The organism is Sphingomonas trueperi (genome assembly GCF_011927635.1).
Taxonomy (GTDB): domain Bacteria; phylum Pseudomonadota; class Alphaproteobacteria; order Sphingomonadales; family Sphingomonadaceae; genus Sphingomonas; species Sphingomonas trueperi.
The window spans coordinates 94,126-111,158 of record NZ_JAATJB010000014.1; the positions used below are offsets into that span (position 1 = coordinate 94,126).

The 17,033-nt window shown below is 66.6% G+C and carries 15 protein-coding genes and 1 pseudogene; 14 read left to right on the forward strand and 2 right to left on the reverse strand.

Annotated features, from left to right (window positions below; genetic code table 11):
• Positions 1–119: 119 nt before the first annotated feature.
• From GGR89_RS18295 to GGR89_RS18315, 5 genes are all read left to right on the forward strand, one after another.
• The gene (locus GGR89_RS18295) at positions 120–269 is read left to right on the forward strand and encodes a hypothetical protein (RefSeq protein ID WP_164542647.1); all 150 of its coding nucleotides are present in this window, start codon (positions 120–122) and stop codon (positions 267–269) included.
• 18 nt (positions 270–287) lie between these two features.
• On the forward strand, positions 288–881 hold the full coding sequence (locus GGR89_RS18300) for an SRPBCC family protein (RefSeq protein WP_425338777.1): 594 nt from the start codon (positions 288–290) through the stop codon (positions 879–881).
• The gene (locus GGR89_RS18305) at positions 881–2,071 is read left to right on the forward strand and encodes a zinc-dependent alcohol dehydrogenase (protein ID WP_125974757.1); all 1,191 of its coding nucleotides are present in this window, start codon (positions 881–883) and stop codon (positions 2,069–2,071) included. The genes GGR89_RS18300 and GGR89_RS18305 overlap by 1 nt, the downstream gene beginning before the upstream one ends.
• Before the next feature lie 14 nt (positions 2,072–2,085).
• Positions 2,086–2,865 carry an SDR family NAD(P)-dependent oxidoreductase gene (locus GGR89_RS18310; protein ID WP_125974755.1) on the forward strand — a complete coding sequence of 260 codons (780 nt, stop codon included), beginning with the start codon at positions 2,086–2,088 and terminating at the stop codon, positions 2,863–2,865.
• Between the two features lie 75 nt (positions 2,866–2,940).
• Positions 2,941–3,783, forward strand: coding sequence for an HpcH/HpaI aldolase/citrate lyase family protein (locus tag GGR89_RS18315; protein ID WP_125974753.1), 843 nt, complete (start codon positions 2,941–2,943; stop codon positions 3,781–3,783).
• Here GGR89_RS18315 and GGR89_RS18320 read toward each other — a convergent pair.
• Entirely contained in the window at positions 3,766–4,170 is a 405-nt protein-coding gene (locus GGR89_RS18320; RefSeq protein ID WP_164521788.1) for a hypothetical protein, read from the reverse strand. The genes GGR89_RS18315 and GGR89_RS18320 overlap by 18 nt on opposite strands.
• Here GGR89_RS18320 and GGR89_RS18325 point away from each other — a divergent pair.
• From GGR89_RS18325 to GGR89_RS18340, 4 genes are all read left to right on the forward strand, one after another.
• Entirely contained in the window at positions 4,058–7,198 is a 3,141-nt protein-coding gene (locus GGR89_RS18325) for a TonB-dependent receptor (protein ID WP_125974751.1), read from the forward strand. The two genes, GGR89_RS18320 and GGR89_RS18325, sit on opposite strands and share 113 nt — an antisense overlap.
• Before the next feature lie 159 nt (positions 7,199–7,357).
• Positions 7,358–8,077 (forward strand): SapC family protein, encoded by a 720-nt coding sequence (locus GGR89_RS18330; RefSeq protein WP_125974749.1) that lies wholly within the window; start codon positions 7,358–7,360, stop codon positions 8,075–8,077.
• A 77-nt stretch (positions 8,078–8,154) separates the two neighbouring features.
• Positions 8,155–9,108 (forward strand): cupin-like domain-containing protein, encoded by a 954-nt coding sequence (locus GGR89_RS18335; protein ID WP_164521793.1) that lies wholly within the window; start codon positions 8,155–8,157, stop codon positions 9,106–9,108.
• A 202-nt stretch (positions 9,109–9,310) separates the two neighbouring features.
• Positions 9,311–9,946: a PEPxxWA-CTERM sorting domain-containing protein gene (locus tag GGR89_RS18340; protein WP_164521790.1), complete on the forward strand. Its 636-nt coding sequence runs from the start codon at positions 9,311–9,313 to the stop codon at positions 9,944–9,946.
• A gap of 72 nt (positions 9,947–10,018) precedes the next feature.
• Here the strand turns inward: GGR89_RS18340 and GGR89_RS18345 are convergent, their stop codons facing one another.
• Positions 10,019–11,911, reverse strand: a complete 1,893-nt coding sequence (locus GGR89_RS18345; protein ID WP_241213457.1) for a methyl-accepting chemotaxis protein — start codon at positions 11,909–11,911, stop codon at positions 10,019–10,021.
• 237 nt (positions 11,912–12,148) lie between these two features.
• On the opposite strand from GGR89_RS18345, the gene GGR89_RS18350 reads away from it, so the two are divergent.
• The 5 genes and pseudogenes from GGR89_RS18350 to GGR89_RS22430 form a co-directional block, all read left to right on the forward strand.
• Positions 12,149–13,207: a glycosyltransferase family 2 protein gene (locus GGR89_RS18350; protein ID WP_241213456.1), complete on the forward strand. Its 1,059-nt coding sequence runs from the start codon at positions 12,149–12,151 to the stop codon at positions 13,205–13,207.
• 117 nt (positions 13,208–13,324) lie between these two features.
• Positions 13,325–14,113, forward strand: coding sequence for a 2-keto-4-pentenoate hydratase (locus GGR89_RS18355; RefSeq protein ID WP_125974741.1), 789 nt, complete (start codon positions 13,325–13,327; stop codon positions 14,111–14,113).
• Positions 14,114–14,145: 32 nt separating this feature from the next.
• On the forward strand, positions 14,146–15,435 hold the full coding sequence (locus GGR89_RS18360) for an MFS transporter (RefSeq protein WP_125974739.1): 1,290 nt from the start codon (positions 14,146–14,148) through the stop codon (positions 15,433–15,435).
• Between the two features lie 28 nt (positions 15,436–15,463).
• On the forward strand, positions 15,464–16,885 hold the full coding sequence (gene uxaC / locus GGR89_RS18365; protein WP_125974737.1) for a glucuronate isomerase: 1,422 nt from the start codon (positions 15,464–15,466) through the stop codon (positions 16,883–16,885).
• A 41-nt stretch (positions 16,886–16,926) separates the two neighbouring features.
• A pseudogene (locus tag GGR89_RS22430) lies at positions 16,927–17,033 on the forward strand (5-dehydro-4-deoxy-D-glucuronate isomerase); the annotation flags it as partial.

Below are 17,033 nucleotides of genomic sequence, written 5' to 3' on the forward strand. Positions count from 1 at the left end.
GGTCCACCGTCCGCCGCGCGCCGAGCTGCGCCTAACCCACGTTACTTTCAACAATTCTTGCAACCCGTGCCGCTGCCGGTGGTTACCTTCTGCACCTCCCAACTGCAGGAGACTGGATCATGGGCACCCCGCCGAACGATCCCGAGGCGCGCGACGAACAGCGCGACCCCGGCTCGACCGAGACCAACCCCGCCGCCATCTCGACCCCGGCACCCGCCGAGGGCGACGACGATCTTCCCCCGAAGCTGCCCGGTTCGCCGCAGGGCTGAACCGCCAACGGAGGCATTATGGCCGACACGATGAACCGCGCGTCGAAGGACGACGCGCCGCTGAGTACTGCCAACAAGGAATCGCAGGCGATCGACGAGGCGACTGACGGCCTGATCGTCCAGCGCGGCGACAAGCTCGTCGCGCGTGCGGTGACGATCAATCGCCCGCGTGCCGAACTCTACGCCTTCTGGCGTGATTTCAGCAACCTGCCGCCGATCCTCGACAATGTCGTGCGCATCGACGTGCTCGATCGCGAGCGTAGTCACTGGGTGGTGAAGGCTCCCGCCGGCGGCACGGTCGAATGGGACTCCCGCATCACCGAGGATCGCGAAGGCGAACTGATCGCCTGGGCCTCGGAAGATGGCGCCGACATCCCCAATAGCGGCCGCATCGAGTTCCGCGATGCCGGCGCGCGGGGCACCGTGGTCGTCGCGACGATCAACTATGCCCAGCCGGGCGGGACGATCGGCCGCGTGATCTCGCGCATCTTCCAGCGCGAGCCGAAGATGCAGGCGCAGCGCGACCTGCGCCGCTTCAAGCAACTCATGGAAACCGGCGAGATCGCAACCTCGTCCCGCACCCAGCAACAGCTCGAGGAGGAGCGGAACTGATGCGCGCACTCACCTGGCACGGCAAGCACGACGTCCGCGTGGACTCGGTCCCCGATCCCGAGATCCTCAACCCGCGCGACGCGATCATCAAGATCACCTCGACTGCGATCTGCGGATCGGACCTCCACCTTTATGACGGCTATATACCGACGATGATGGCCGGCGACATCCTCGGCCATGAGTTCATGGGCGAGGTGGTCGAAACCGGCGCGCGCTCGACGCTCAAGAAGGGGCAGCGCGTGGTGGTGCCGTTCACCATTGCCTGCGGCTCCTGCTACCATTGCGGCAAGCACCAATATTCGGGCTGCGAGAACGGGCTGCCCGCGGACAACCAGGACATCGGCCAGGAGCTGTACGGCCAGCCGATGGCTGGGCTGTTCGGGTACAGCCACCTGACCGGCGGCTATGCAGGCGGCCAGGCGGAATATGTCCGCGTGCCGTTCAGCGACGTCGGCCCGATCGTGATTCCGGACGGGATCGAGGACGAGAAGGTGCTGTTCCTGTCGGACATCCTGCCCACCGGCTGGATGGCGGCGGAAAATGCCGAAATCGAACCCGGCGACATCGTCGCGGTCTGGGGCTGCGGTCCGGTCGGCCTGTTCGCGGTACAGTCGGCGTTCCTGATGGGGGCCGAGCGCGTGATCGCGATCGACCATTTCCCCCGCCGCCTCGAACTCGCCCGCCGCTTCGGCGCCGAGACGATCAACTTCGAGGAAACCGACACCGCCGCCGCGCTGTTCGAGATGACCGGCGGCATCGGCCCCGATGCGGTGATCGACAGCGTCGGCCTGGAGGCGCACGGCTTCTTCGTCGACAACGTGCTCGACCAGATCAAGAAGTCGACCTTCCTCGGCACCGATCGCATCCACTCGATCCGCCAGGCGATCCTCGCCTGTCGCAAGGGCGGTCGCGTCTCGATGCCGGCCGTCTATGGCGGTTTCGTCGACAAGTTTCCGCTCGGCGCGCTGATGGAGAAGGGGCTGACACTCAAGACCGGCCAGACCCATGTCCAGCATTACATGCCCGCGCTGCTCAACGCGATCATGGAAGGGAAGATCGATACCACCTTCCTGATCAGCCACACGCTGCCGCTCGAGCAGGCCCCGCAGGGGTACAAGATGTTCCATGACAACCAGAACGAAGTGACCAAGGTCGTGCTGAAGCCCGGCATGGCGCTCGCGGCCGAATAAGGAGGCAAGGCAATATGGCGAACAAATTTGCGATCGTGACCGGTGCCTCGAGCGGCATCGGCCTGGAACTGGCGCGGCTCGCGGCACGCGACGGCTATGACCTTCTGGTGGTGGCGGATACCCCGCTTGTCGATGCCGCAGCGGCGCTGAAGGACGAGGGCGTCGACGTGCAGTCGGTCGAAACCGACCTGTCGACCATCGAGGGCGTCGACCGGCTGCTGGCGGCCGCCGGCGGGCGGCGGGTGGACCTGCTCTGCGCCAATGCCGGCCATGGGCTGGGCGGCGGCTTCCTCGATCAGGACGTTTCCGAATGGCGACACGTGATCGACACCAACATCACCGGCACCGTCTATCTGCTGCAGAAGGTGCTGCGCCAGATGCGCGACGCAGGCGAAGGCAAGGTGCTGATCACCGGCTCGATCGCGGGCTGGATCCCGGGCAGCTTCCAAGCGGTGTATAACGGCTCCAAGGCGTTCGTGGACAATTTCGCCGCGGCGATCCGCAACGAGCTCAAGGAGGTGAAGGGCATCACCATCACCACCTTGCTGCCGGGACCGGTCGAGACCGAGTTCTTCGAGCGTGCCGGCATGATGGACACCAAGGTCGGCCAGAGCGAGAGCAAGTCCGATCCGGCCGATGTCGCCAAGGACGGCTGGACGGCGTTGATGAAGGGGACGGACAACATCGTTTCCGGCCTGTCCAACAAGCTGCAGGTCGCCGGCGCCGGCGTGCTGCCGCAATCGGTGACCGCCGAGCAGCACCGCAAGATCGCCGAGCCCGGCAGCGGCGAATGACTGAGGCGGCCGGGCAGTTGCCAGCCCGGCCCCGATAATGCCATGGCATCCCGCTCAGGATGGGAGAGGGGTGCCATGCGTCTCAGGTCGCTGTTGTTCGTGCCGGGCGATCGGCCGGAGCGCTTCGCCAAGGCGGCGGCGAGCGGTGCCGATGCGCTGATCCTCGACCTCGAGGATTCGGTGGTGGCGGACCGGAAGGACTTCGCCCGTGATGCCATCGCTGAATGGCTCGCCGAGGCGGCCGACACACCCTGCTTCGTTCGGGTTAATCCGCTCGGGACCCCCGCGATCGTCGACGACCTCGCCGCCATCGCCGGGAGCCGCCCGGCGGGGCTGGTACTCCCCAAGGCAGACGGCGCTGCGGCCATCCGCACGCTGGTGGCACTGGTCGCCCAGGCAGGCGCCGCGTGCCCGCCGATCCTCCCCATCGCCACCGAAACGCCCGCCGCGCTGTTCCACCTCGGCAGCTATGGCGAAGTCGCGGCGCATCTCGCCGGGCTCACCTGGGGCGCGGAGGATCTGCCGGCGGCAATCGGTGCCGCCAGCGCGCGGGAGGAGGATGGCGGCTATACCGCGCCCTTCGCGATGGTGCGCGCGCTGGCGCTGTTCGCCGCCCATGCCGCGGGAGCCGCGGCGATCGAGACGGTCTATCCCGACATTGCCGATATCGACGGGCTTTCTGCCTATGTCGCGCGCGGCCGCCGCGACGGATTCACCGGCATGCTCGCGATTCACCCGGCGCAGATCGAGCCGATCAACCGTGGATTTACCCCGAGCGAGGCCGAAATCGCTGCGGCGGAGGAAATCGTACAGGCATTTCGTGCCCATCCCGAGGCGGGGGCGCTGCGGCTGAACGGCCGGATGATCGACCGCCCGCATCTCGAACAGGCGCGCCGTTTGTTAGCGCGCGCGGAATAGCGCTGCCCGCCCCGCAGCCGCCGATGTAACCCGTTTCAGTCCGACAGCTTGTTGCGCTGCAATGAAGCTTGCAAGTTTGTTGCACGGGTGAAAGCTAATTACGGGCTGTAACATCGAAAACACACCGGCGGACAAAATCAAACCTGTCGGACAGCTTCGTGTTTCAAACATTGACAATGTTGCAACCGATGGTAGCGATACCGCGGTAGCGAAAGCATCGGGGCGTTCGCAACAAAAACGGTTTCCGACGAACAAAGTCGGCAGAGGAGGGGACATGAAGAGCGTATCGCGTTCGACTATATGGTCGCGCTCGGCTTCCATGATGGCAGTGGCTGCCTGCATGGTCTTGCCAACGATTGCACAAGCACAGACCGACAACGTTGCCAACGCTGCGGTGCCGCAAGAAAGCGGGCAGGGCGAAGAAATCGTCGTGACCGGTATTCGTGCGTCGCTGGAACGGGCAATCGCGATCAAGCGCGAGTCTCCGGGTATCGTCGACGCGATTTCGGCGGAAGACATCGGCAAGTTCCCGGATACCAACCTGGCGGAATCGCTGCAGCGCGTGCCCGGCGTGTCGATCAACCGTACCAACGGCGAAGGTTCGCTCGTCACGGTCCGCGGTTTCGGTCCCAACTTCAATCTGGTGACGCTGAACGGGCGTCAGCTCGCCGCGGCCAATGTCGCGGTGGTCGGTGGTGACCAGAATTCGGACGGTGCGCAGGGGACCACCCGCTCGTTCGACTTCTCCAATCTGGCCACCGAGGGCGTTCGCACGCTCGAAGTGTACAAGACCGGTCGCGCAGCGGTTCCCTCGGGCGGCATCGGCGCGACGATCAACGTCGTCACGCGGCGTCCGCTCGACAACGGTACTGCCGGCTTGAGCGGCAGTGTCGGGGCGAAGGCGGTGTACGACACCAGCGTCGACGGCTGCCTCGATTGCGGTTCGAAGGTAACGCCGGAATTCTCGGGCGTGCTCAGCTGGAGCGATCCCGAGCAGCGGCTCGGCTTCAACCTGTTCGGCAGCTATCAGAAGCGTAACTTCACATCGATTTCGGCCACGTCGAACGACTGGAACATCATCCCGTACAGCACCTTCCTGACCGGCGGCTTCGCGCGCAGCGGCGGTGCGTGCACGGGCGCGGCGACGCCGACCTGCACGGTCGTGAAGAACGCGCCGACCAATCCGAACCAACTCGTCGCGATCCCCAACGACAGCCGCTATCACTATGCCGAGGGCAGCCGTGAGCGCATCAACGGGCAGGCGACGGTGCAGTTCAAGCCCACCGACACGCTGACGCTGACCGCCGACGCGCTCTATGCGCAGAACAAGCAGCGCGAAGAGCGCTCCGACGTCTCGAACTGGTTCAGCCGCCCGTTCGACGAGGTGACCTTCGACGGCAACACCACCGTCGCCACCGCGACCTATCTCCACGAGACGCTGGGCGGCCAGAAGGACGAAGGCTTCGAGGCGCAGTCGCGCGCGCAGAAGAGCAAGATCGAGGATTACGGCCTCAACGCGAAGTGGGAAATCTCGCCCACCTTCTCGCTGAACCTCGACGGCCACATCAGCTCGGCTTCCAGCCGCCCGGACAACCCCAATGGCGTCAGCTCGACGCTGATGGGCATGGGCGCGAACGTCGTCGCGGCGCATTCGGTCACCTATCTGTCGGGCATCCCGCAGCAGGACATCACGCTGGGCGCCAGCGCGCCGCTCGACATCAACGATGTCGGCTCGTCGATCGGACGGACGCGCAGCTCGATCCAGAACCAGAAGGTCAAGGAAGTCCGCGCCGATTTCGGCTGGGACCTGGGCGAGGGCAGCCGCTTCGACTTCGGCGGCAACTTCCGCAAGGTCGAAACCACGCAGACCTACACCGAGACGCAGCAGACGCTGGGTGACTGGGGCCTCGCCAACCCGGGCGACGTGCAGCGCCAGGCGCCGGGCGCGCTCCAGGCCTTCTGTCTGGTCTGCAAGTTCGAGCATTACAACCCCGGCTCGGATCCGGACTCGCGGCTTGCCTTCCGAGGCAACGGCGCGGCGATCTACTCGATCATGTCGCCTTATTATGCCAGCCGCGGCAACGCGGTCGCGGTGAACAGCCGCAACGACAACCGCGTCAACGAAGAGATCTGGGCAGCCTATGGCCAGCTGACCTGGAAGGGCGAGATCGGCAACGCGCCAGCGCGCCTCGTCGGTGGCCTGCGCTACGAACACACCAAGTCGCACACGACCTCGCTGACCGCGGTTCCGGCCGGGATCGAGTGGGATTCGGACAACGACTTCACCGTGGTCCTGTCCAACCAGGGGCAGTATCTGAGCGACGGCGGCAGCTACGACAACATCCTGCCGCAGGTCGACTTCCAGGTGGAACTGCAGCGGAACCTGCTCGCCCGCCTGTCGTACAGCAAGACCATCGCGCGGCCGAACTACAACAACCTCTACACCTCGGTCACCGTCGGCGGCCCGCCGCGCCCCAGCATCAACGGCGGCATCCCGACCGGCAATACCGGCAACGCCCGGCTGCGCCCGCTGATCTCGGACAATTTCGACGCGTCGCTGGAATGGTATTTCAAGCCGGACAGCTATGTTTCCGCGTCGTTCTTCGACAAGCGCGTGCGGAACTTCATCGGCAACGGCCAGTATACCTCGCCCTTGTTCGGCCTGCGGGATCCGACGTCGGCGGTGGCCGGCAGCCGTTCGGGTGCGGCGCGCGATGCGTTGCAGGGGATCGGTGCGGACACCAGCGACGTCAATCTCTACGTGATGACCTCGCTGATCCAGTCCACCGGCTCGACCGCCGCGGCCGTCCAGCAGTTCAACGCCAACTACAACGCCACCGCGCGTGCGCTGGACGAGGCCTTCATCCAGTCGATCAACAACGGCCCACGGATCCAGGCCAACGGTACCGACGCGCTCTGGCAGTTCCAGGTCACCCAGCCGATCAACAATCGGGATGCGGAGATCTACGGCGTCGAACTGGCCGGCCAGTACTTCCTCGGCACCACCGGCTTCGGCGTGGCGGCACAGTACACGCTGGTGCGCGGCAATATCGGCTTCAACATCGGTGCCGATCCGTCGCAGGACCAGTTCGCGCTGGTCGGCCTCAGCGATACCGCCAGCGGCACGCTGATCTACGACAAGAACGGCATCTCGGCCCGTCTCGCCTATAACTGGCGCGGCAAGTCGCTGTCGGGCGTCAACCGCCAGGGCTCGCGCAACCCCGAGTTCACGGCGCCGTTCGGCCAGCTGGACATGAACATCAGCTACGAGATCACGCCGCAGATCGCGATCACCTTCGAAGGCATCAACCTGACTGAGGAGAGCGTGCGGACCTACGCGCGTGACGAGAAGCAGCTGTGGTTCGCGCAGGAGCTCGATCGCCGCTTCCTGCTGGGCGCTCGCTTCAAGTTCTGAGCTACCGCGCATCCGCGCGAGTGGAGAGGGAGGGTCGCTGCCCCGCGCAGCGGCCCTTTCCTTTATCCGCGCGGCATGCCGATGGTTGAGAGGGCCGAGGCTTTGCGCCATGGTCCCGCCGAACCGGGCCCGACGTCCGGCAACATGGATGCTAATCGAATGACGAACCCGGTCGCGCTGGACAATGTGCTCCACCAGGACCTGCGCGTCGCCTTCCGCTACGGCGCGGAATTTGGCGATGTCGCCAATCAGATCCTCATTTTCCCCACCGAGTTCGAGGCGGTGCAGCGCGAATTCCCAATCCTGTTCCGCGACGCGGAAGGCGAGGGGCTGCAGGCGGTGGCGCTCACCGGCTTCGACCTGGACGAGAACCTGTTCTTCGACGGCGAACGCTGGACGAGCCGCTACATCCCCGCGCTCCAGCAGCGCGGACCTTTCTCGATCGGCATCCCCGGCGACGGCGCCGATCCGGAGGAGGGGCCCACGGTGCATGTCGACATGGACGATCCGCGGGTGGGCACCGAGGCCGGCGAGCTGCTGTTCCTGCCCCAGGGCGGCGCGACCCGTTATCTGGAGCATGTCTCGCGCGTGCTGGGACGGATCCATGCGGGCCTGGGCGCCGCGGCACCGGTCTATGCGCTGTTCCAGGAACTGGGGCTGCTCGAGGCCAATGTGATCGAAGTGACCTTGCACGACGAGCAGCGCTACCGGATCGATGGCTTCCAGATGCTGTCGCACGAGCGGCTGGAGGCGCTGGACGGCGCCGCGATCGAGCGGCTGCACCGCGCCAATGTGCTGGGGCTGGCCTATCTGGTGGCGTCGTCGCTCGGCAACATCAGCGCGCTGATCGAGCGCAAGAACGCAGGCGCCGGCCGGTGAACGTGCTCGCCGGTGTCGCGCCCGCCGTACGGGTGATCGACGGTGTGGCGCCCGACGCCATTCCGTTCGACCAGCTGATGGAAGCGCAGCAGCCGGTGATCCTGAAGGCGATCGCCGCCGACTGGCCGCTGGTGCGCGCCGGCCGCGCCTCGACCGATGCAGCGATGGACCTGCTGCAGCGCTTCGACGCCGGTCGCCCGGTGGTGACTTTTACCGGCGCCCCCGAGATCCACGGGCGGTTCTTCTACGACGAGACCGTCACCGGCCTGAACTTCACCGGCCGCCGCGAGCCGCTGACGCCGCTGCTCGACGCAATGCGCGCGCGGATTGGCGACGCGCACGCGCCGAGCGTCTATGTCGGTTCCACCGATCTCGACGAATATCTGCCGGGCTTCCGGGCGGAGAACGACCTCGTACTCGATCACCCGATGTTCGCCCGGCATCTGGCGAGCATCTGGATCGGCAACCGCACCACCGCGACCTGCCATTACGATATGTCGCACAATCTGGCGGTGTGCGCGGTGGGGCGCCGGCGCTTCACCCTGTTCCCGCCCGACCAGATCGCCAACCTCTATCCCGGCCCGCTCGAACCGACGCCGGGCGGGCAGGTGGTCAGCATGGTCGACTTCGCCGCGCCCGATTTCGATCGTCACCCCGGCTTCCGCGCGGCGATGGCGACGGCGCAGGTGGCCGAGATGGAGGCGGGTGACCTGCTCTTCTATCCCGCCATGTGGTGGCACCATGTCGAGGCGCTGGCGCCGTTCAACGTGCTGGTGAACTATTGGTGGAACACCAGTCCCGCCTGGCTCGATACGCCCCAGCTCACCTTGCTCCACGGACTGCTCAGCCTGCGCGATCGCCCGGCATCCGAAAAGCAGGCCTGGAAGGCGTTGTTCGACTATTACGTGTTCGGCGACCCCGAGCGCCCGGCTGAACATCTGCCGGAGGCGGCGCGGGGTCCGCTGGCGCCGATCGACGCGATGGCCGCCCGTCGGCTGCGTGCCCAACTTCTCCACCGACTGAATCGCTGAGGTTCATTCGTACCTGCGCAAATGGTCGACGGAATCCGGCGGCCTGCCGCGTAATGGTTAATTTTTCCGCCAAGCCGATCGTTTGCCTAGACAAATCGACGGAACCCGTTGCGCGCGCGCCCTGTTCGGGGACTGCCATGATGCGGGCATGATCCATGCGGCCGCTCCTGGCGTGTTGTACCCTGTTCAGGAGGATTTGCGGATGATTAAAGGCGCTTTGAGCGCGGCGGCCCTGGTTGCGGGCCTGTCGCTTACCCCGGTCGCGGCACAGGCCGCCACCGTCATCGGCGGTGCGACCGCCATCGATCTCACCGCGACCAGCACCTTCAATTCGCTCGGCTACAAGGTCGCGACCTACGGCACCGCGAGCGCCTTCAAGATCGGCAACGACCTCGTCGCCGCGTTCCTCATCACCGGCGGCTCACGCAACGACACGACCGGTGCGACGATCATCGACCATGCCGGTTCGGGCCTGAAATTCTCGCTGGGCGGCAACACGCTCAGCATCGGCAATTTCCAGATCGATACGGCAGCCGGCCTGGTCCGCGGCAGCGCCACGGCCAATGGCTTCACCCTCGGCGACAACCTGTCGCTGTTCAACCTCGGCACCGGCTCGGTGCTGACGCTGACCAACGAAGCGGCGGCCGCGTTCCAGACGACGCTGGGCACTGCCGGTCTCGCCGGCGCCACCATCGGCACGGCGACCCCGGTCGCGGTATTCGGCCCGAGCGGCGTGCCGGAGCCGGCCAGCTGGGGCTTGATGATTGCGGGCGTGGGCTTTGTCGGCGCGTCGCTGCGCCGTCGTGCTCGCAGCGCGGCGCGCCTCGCCGCCGCCTGAGCGTCAAAGCGGACATGGAAACGGCCGGGAGATCGCTCTCCCGGCCGTTTTCTTTTGTCCGGCGTGCGCAGCTTAGAAGCTTGCCCAGTCGTCCGCGTCGGCCCCGGCCATCGCGGCAGCGGGAAGGGGCTTCACCGGCGAGACATAGCCACCGCCGTTGCTGCGCGGCGCTTGGCGCTTGGGCTGCGGCTGTGGCTGCGCCGCCTGTCGGACGGGCGCCGCATGCTGCCCGCCCACTTCGAACTGGTGCGCGGAATCGCTGAGGCTGGTGACCTCGGCATTAAGGTTGCGCGCGGCGGCGGAGGTCTGCTCCACCATCGCGGCGTTCTGCTGCGTGCTGTGGTCCATCGTCTGCACCGCCGCGGCGATCTGGGAGATTGCAGTGGCCTGCGCCTGATTGTCGGTCGCCATCGCGCTGACCAGCTGGTGGACCTCGGCGGTCGCGGTCGAGATGGTGTCGAGCGCGCCTTCCACCTGCTGGACGGTCTGCACCGCCTCGACGATGTCCTTCTGCGTCGCGCTCAGCTGGTCGCGGGCGCGGCTGGCTTCCTCCTCCGAGCGCATCGCCAGCTGCGAGACGAGATCGGCGACCACCGCGAAGCCGCGGCCTGCCTCGCCGGCACGCCCCGCTTCCACCGCGGCGTTCATCGCGAGAACGCGGGTCTGGAAGGCGATCTTGTCCAGGCCCTCGATCACGCTGTCGATGCCCTTGGCGCCTTCGGAGACGCGGGTCATCGCCTGCACCGCGGTGTCGGTGATTGCGCGGCCATCGTTGACGGTCTGGATCGCGCCGTTGGTGCGCTGGACGGTGGTGTCGGCGGCGCGGGCGGTGGCCTTGAGCCGCTGGTCCATCTGGGTGACCGCCGCGGCGGTCTGCTCCAGGCTGGCGGCATTGGCTTCGGTGCGCTTGGCCAGGTCTTCCGAGGCCATCGCGATCTCGCTCGATCCGGTGCGGATCGTCGTGGCGCTGTCGAGCACCTGGGCGATCAGCGCGCGCAGATTGGCGACGGCGCGGTTGAAATTGGACTTCACCGGCTCGAATTCCGGCGCCACCGCGATGTCGATCGTGGCGGTGAGGTTGCCGTGCGACAATGCGTCCAGCTGGCTGTCGAGCGCTTCGAGCAGGCGGGCCTGTTCTGCATCGGCGGCGGCCTTGGCCTGCTGGGTCGACTGGAGGCCGATGGCATTCTCGCGGAATACCTCGACGGTGCGGGCCATGGTGCCCAGTTCGTCGCCGCGATCGGTGCCCGGCACGGTGCGACGGAGGTCGCCCCCGGCAACGGCCTGCATCGCGGACTGCAGCGCGTTGAGCGGATCGGTGATGCCGACGCGCGCGACGAGATAGCCGGTGCCCATCGCCACGAGCAGCGAGACCACGTTGATTACGACGAGCGTCCACACGGTCGATTCGCCGGCGGCCTGCAGCTTGTGCGACGTCTCGGCTGCGACCTTCATCCGGTCGTTGTTGAAGGCGAGGAGATGTTGCGAGATGGTCTGGATTTCGGGGTCCACCTCGCGCAGCAGCGCCAGCGCGGCGGCGTCTTCGTTGCGCAGGCCGTGCTGGATGGCGGCCTGGGTCCTGTCCTGCAGCGTCTCGATCTTGGCGCGAACTTCGTCGAGCACCGGCTTGGCGGACGGGTCTTCCCGTTCGATCTGGCCCAGCAGCGCCTTGGCCTGGGTGTAATTGTCCTTTTCCTCGCCCTCGGTTTCGCGCGCCATCGTGCTGTTGCCGTCATAGGCGACGGCGCGATAGCCGGCATAGGCCATCGCCTCGAGCAGGCGGTTGAGCCGGGCGGTGTGGGTGGTGCTGGGCAGCTTGCCCAGCGTGAGTTCGGAATAATCGCGGTTGGCGCGATTGAGGCTGCTGGCGCTGATCGCGCTGACGACCAGCGTCACCAGGCTGATCAAGGCGATCACCGCCAGGATTTTGACGGGCACGCGCACGCGCGCGAGTAACTGTTTCATCCCTAGAATCCCCAATGCACCGGCGTTGGATGCACCGGTGGCAAGTACCCCATTATAGAATCCGCGCGCTGCGCCGTGGTGCTTCTGGCGCCATAAATGTGGTCGATAACACGCTGGCGCCTCGCGGGACTTCGGAAGCGTGGGCGCGACCGATCGGTGCGATTGGCGCCGGATTTCCGCCGCATCGCCTATAATGCGGAGCGAGGCGCCGCGACGGCGTCGGGGGAAGGTATGCGCGTGGTACGACTGGCTCTGGTGATGATCGCCCGGAACGAGGCGCGCGCAATCGCGCGGGCGCTCGATAGCGCGCGTCCCCATGTCGATCGCATGATCGTGCTCGATACCGGCTCGACCGACGACACGGTGGCGATCGCCGAGCGCTGCGGCGCGAGGGTCCACACATTCGTCTGGCGCGACGATTTCGCCGCCGCCCGCAACGCCGCGCTCGACCATGCCGACGCGGACTGGAACCTGGTGCTCGACGCCGATGAGTGGCTCGAGGGCGGATTCGAGGCACTTTTGCCCGCGGCGCTGCCTACCGGGCGCAAGGCGCCGGCCGCGTTCATCGGCTGCGCGCGGCTGCGCAACGAGGGGGACGCCGGCACCGTTGCCCGACGGTTTCTGCCGAGGATCCTGCCGCGCGGGGTGCGCTATGCCGGACGGATCCACGAACAGCCGGTGTCGCCGCTGCCGCTGGTGCCGGGTGCGCTGCGCATCGGGCATGACGGCTATGCCGAGGCGCAGCTTGCCGCCAAGCAGGGCCGCAACCTCGCGCTGCTGCAGGTGGCGCTCGCCGAGGCGCCCGAGGATTGCTATCTCTGGTACCAGCTTGGGCGGGAGCATCTCGTCCGCGGCGAGGTCGAGGCGGCGGTCGAACCGCTGCAGAGGGCCTATCGCCTGACCGCGCCCGATGCGGCCTATCGCCACGCCGTGGTGCTTTCCAATATCCGCGCGCTGAAGGAAGCGGGCCGGCTCCACGATGCGCTGGCGCTGGTCGATGCCGAGCAGGCCGCCTGGTCGACCTCGCCCGATTTCTATTTCGCCGTCGCCGACCTCTATCTCGAATGGGCGAGCCGTGCGCCGGAACTCGCGATCGACGAGCTGCTGCCGGTGGTGGAGGGCGCGTGGCTTCGCTGCCTGGAGATCGGCGAACAACCCTTGCTCGACGGGTCCGTGGTCGGGTGCGGCAGCTATCTCGCGGCCGGCAACCTGGCGATGTTCTACGAGCGTCTGGGGATAGTGGACGAGGCCGAGCGCTATGCCGCGCTGGAACGCGAGTTGCTCGCTGCGGCCTGATCCATCCAGCCGGCGCGCGGCGGTCCTCGGGCGCCTCAGCGTCGTTGATCGCTCACGCTGATACCGGTATCAGAGCGGCCCGTCGAAAGGATCGGCGCGACGCAGGGAATCGAAGCGATGGCGAAGCAAGCGGCAGTCGAGCAAATCGCCCAGGCCTTCGTAGCCGCACGCCGCGCCCGACAAGGCTTCGCCGACTATCCGGGTCCGCTGCCGGAGACGCTCGGCGACGGCTACGCCATCCAGACCCGCGCCATCCAACTGTTCGATCAGCCGATCGCGGGATGGAAGGTCGGTCGCGTGCCCGAGGCGCTGGTAGCGCGGCACGGCGTGAACCGCCTGTCGGGCCCGATCTTCGCCGACAGCGTGGTGTGGGCGAAGCCAGGCGAAACGCCGGAAATGCCCGTGTTCCGCAACGGCTTCGGCGCGACGGAAGCGGAGTATCTGCTCCGGCTCGGCGCGCTGCCCGACAGTTTCGACCGCGCCTGGACCAACGAGGCGGTGCTGCCGTTCATCGACGATATCCGAGTGGGCATCGAGATCGCCGGTTCGCCCTTCGAGGGCATCAACCGCCACGGCCCCGCCGTCACCATTTCGGACTTCGGCAACAACAACGGCCTGTTGATCGGATACCGTATATCTTCTGGAGAGGATTTCCTTCACTGGCCAGTGTCGCTAACGATCGACGGGGAGGTCGCTGGAACCGGCACTGCGAGCGCCATGCTCGACGGACCGATCGGAGCGGTGCGCTTCCTGTTCGAACGCGCGCGCCAAGGGCTGCCCCTGGCGGAAGGCCAGTGGCTATCGACCGGCGCCGTCACCGGCGTCCACCCGGTACGGCCGGGGCAGAAAGTCGAGGCGCGATTCGGGCCGGAGCTGTGCGTGCAATGCTCGATCGGGATCGCCTGATCCCGGGACGGCGGAGTGGGATTGGAGAGTTGATGGCGAGCAAGGGCGAAGCCGCGGTAAGCGGCGCCGTGGAACGGGTGGGGCGGTATCGCTGGGTGATTTGCGGGCTGCTGTTCGCGGCCACCATCATCAATTACATCGATCGCCAGATGATCGGCGTGCTCAAGCCCACGCTGATGGCCGACCTGCACTGGACCGAGCAAGACTTTGCCGGGGTCATCATCTGGTTCCAGTTCGCCTATGCCGTCGGCTATATCCTGTTCGGCAAGATCGTCGACCAGGTCGGCGCGCGCGTCGGCTACACCATCGCCTTCGTCGTCTGGCAGGTGGCGCACATCTTCCACGGTGCGGCCCATAACATCACCCAGTTCGCCATCGCCCGCTTCGCGCTGGGCATCGGCGAGTCCGGCAACTTCCCGGCCGGCATCAAGGCGGTGACCGAGTGGTTCCCGGCCAAGGAGCGCGCCTTCGCGATCGGCGTGTTCAATGCCGGCGCGAACATCGGCGCGGTGCTCACCCCGCTGGTCATCCCGTATATGGTGATCGCCTGGGGCTGGCGCTCGGCCTTCGTCATCACCGGCGTGGTCAGCTTCGTCTGGCTGATCGCCTGGTGGCTGCTCTACCGCAGCCCGCGCGAGCACCCCAAGGTGACCGAGGGCGAACTCGCCTGGATCGAGCAGGACCCCGCCGACAAGGTGCAGAAGCTCGGCTATGGCTCGGTCCTCATGAAGCGCGAAACCTGGGCGTACGCGCTCGGCAAGTTCTTCATCGATCCGGTGTGGTGGTTCTTCCTGTTCTGGCTGCCGGGCTATCTGTTCGAGCGCTATCAGCTCGATCTCAAGACCTTCGGCCTGCCGCTCGCGGCGATCTATCTCGTGTCGGACATGGGTAGTGTGGCCGGCGGCTGGCTCTCCTCGCGGCTGATGCGCGCGGGCTACACCGCCAATGTCGCGCGCAAGCTGACGATGCTGGTCTGCGCCTTCGCGGTGCTGCCGGTGCTGTTCGCGGAATCGCTCACCAGCGTGTGGATGGCAGTCGCCGTGATCGGCATCGCGACGGCGGCGCACCAGGCCTTCTCCGCCAACCTCTATGCGCTGCCCGCGGACATGTTTCCGCGCGGCGCGGTGGGTTCGGTGATCGGCATCGGCGGCACCGTGGGGGCAGTGGGCGGCATCCTGATGTCCTTCTATGCCGGCGAAGTGCTGGCGCGGATCGGCAGCTACTGGCCGCTCTTCGCGGTGGCCGGCAGCGCCTATTTCGTCGCGCTCGCCTGCGTGCATTTCCTGTCGCCGCGGCTCGCTCGCGTCGACATGGGCGCCTGATTTTTCTCTGACCTGTCCGGAGTCTCCGATGGCCAAGCCGCTCAAGCTCGATCCCGACCGGCTGTTGCCGGCCGAGGACCGCACCCGCGCGATCGCGCGCGAACTGTATCGTGAAGTCGCCGAGCTGCCGATCATCAGCCCGCACGGCCATACCGATGCGAGCTGGTTCTCGACCAACGCCAACTGGTCGAACGCGACCGAGCTGCTGCTCTCGCCCGACCATTATATCTACCGCATGCTCTATTCGCAGGGCGTGTCGCTCGACGCGCTGTGCGTGCCGAGCAAGGCCGGCATGCCCGCCACCGATCCCCGCGCGGCCTGGCGCACCTTTGCCGAGCATCTCTACCTGTTCCGCGGTACCCCCTCGGCGATGTGGCTGGGCCATGTGTTCGGCGAGGTGTTCGGCTTCGACGTCGCGCTCGACGGCGAGACGGCCGATTTCTACTACGACACGATCAACGCCAAGCTGGCGAGCGACGACTTCCGCCCCCGCGCGCTGTTCGATCGCTTCAACATCGAGTTCCTCGCCACCACCGAGGGTCCGCAGGACGACCTCTCGGCGCACCATGCCGTGCAGGCATCAGGCTGGCCGGGCCGCGTCGTCACCACCTATCGCCCCGATGCGGTGATCGATGTCGAGCACGAGCAGTTCCACGGCGCGCTCAAGATCTTCGCCGAGAAGACGGGTGAGGATGTGTATAGCTGGGACGGCTATCTCGCCGCGCACGCCAAGCGTCGCACCGACTTCCGCGCCGCTGGGGCCACCGCAACCGATCATGGCCACCCAACCGCGCGCACCGCGAACCTGAGCAAGGCCGAGGCCGCCGCGCTGTTCGCCAAGATCCTCGGCAGCGACTGGACTCCGGCCGATGCCGAGCTGTTCCGCGCGCAGATGCTCACCGAAATGGCGGCGATGAGCGTCGAGGACGGGATGGTGATGCAGATCCACCCGGGCAGCTTCCGCAACCATAATGGCGGCCTGTTCGCCAGCCATGGCCGCGACAAGGGTGCCGACATCCCGATGGCGACGGAGTATGTCCACGGCCTCAAGCCGCTGCTCGATCGCTTCGGCACCTCGACCGCGCTGTCGATCATCCTCTTCACGCTCGACGAGACGGTCTATTCGCGCGAGCTGGCGCCGCTGGCGGGTCATTATCCGTGCCTCAAGCTGGGCCCGGCCTGGTGGTTCCATGACAGCCCCGAAGGCATGCGCCGCTTCCGTGAGCAGGTGACCGAGACGGCGGGCTTCTACAACACCGTCGGCTTCAACGACGACACCCGCGCCTTCCTCTCGATTCCGGCGCGCCACGATGTCGCGCGGCGGATCGACTGCGGCTTCCTGGCGCAGCTGGTCGCCGAGGGGCGACTGCTCGACTGGGAAGCGGCGGAACTGGCGTTCGAACTCACCAACGGGCTTGTACGCAAGGCCTACAAGCTCGATAGAGCCTGATAGACACCGGTGGCATAAGCGCCGCCCGAGGGAGACAGAGGATGTTCGACCGCACCTATTACGCCACGCACCCGGACATGATGGCGTGCGTGAGCAATGAGGAACTGCGCGACCGCTATCTGATCTCCGGGCTGTTCCGGGAAGGCGA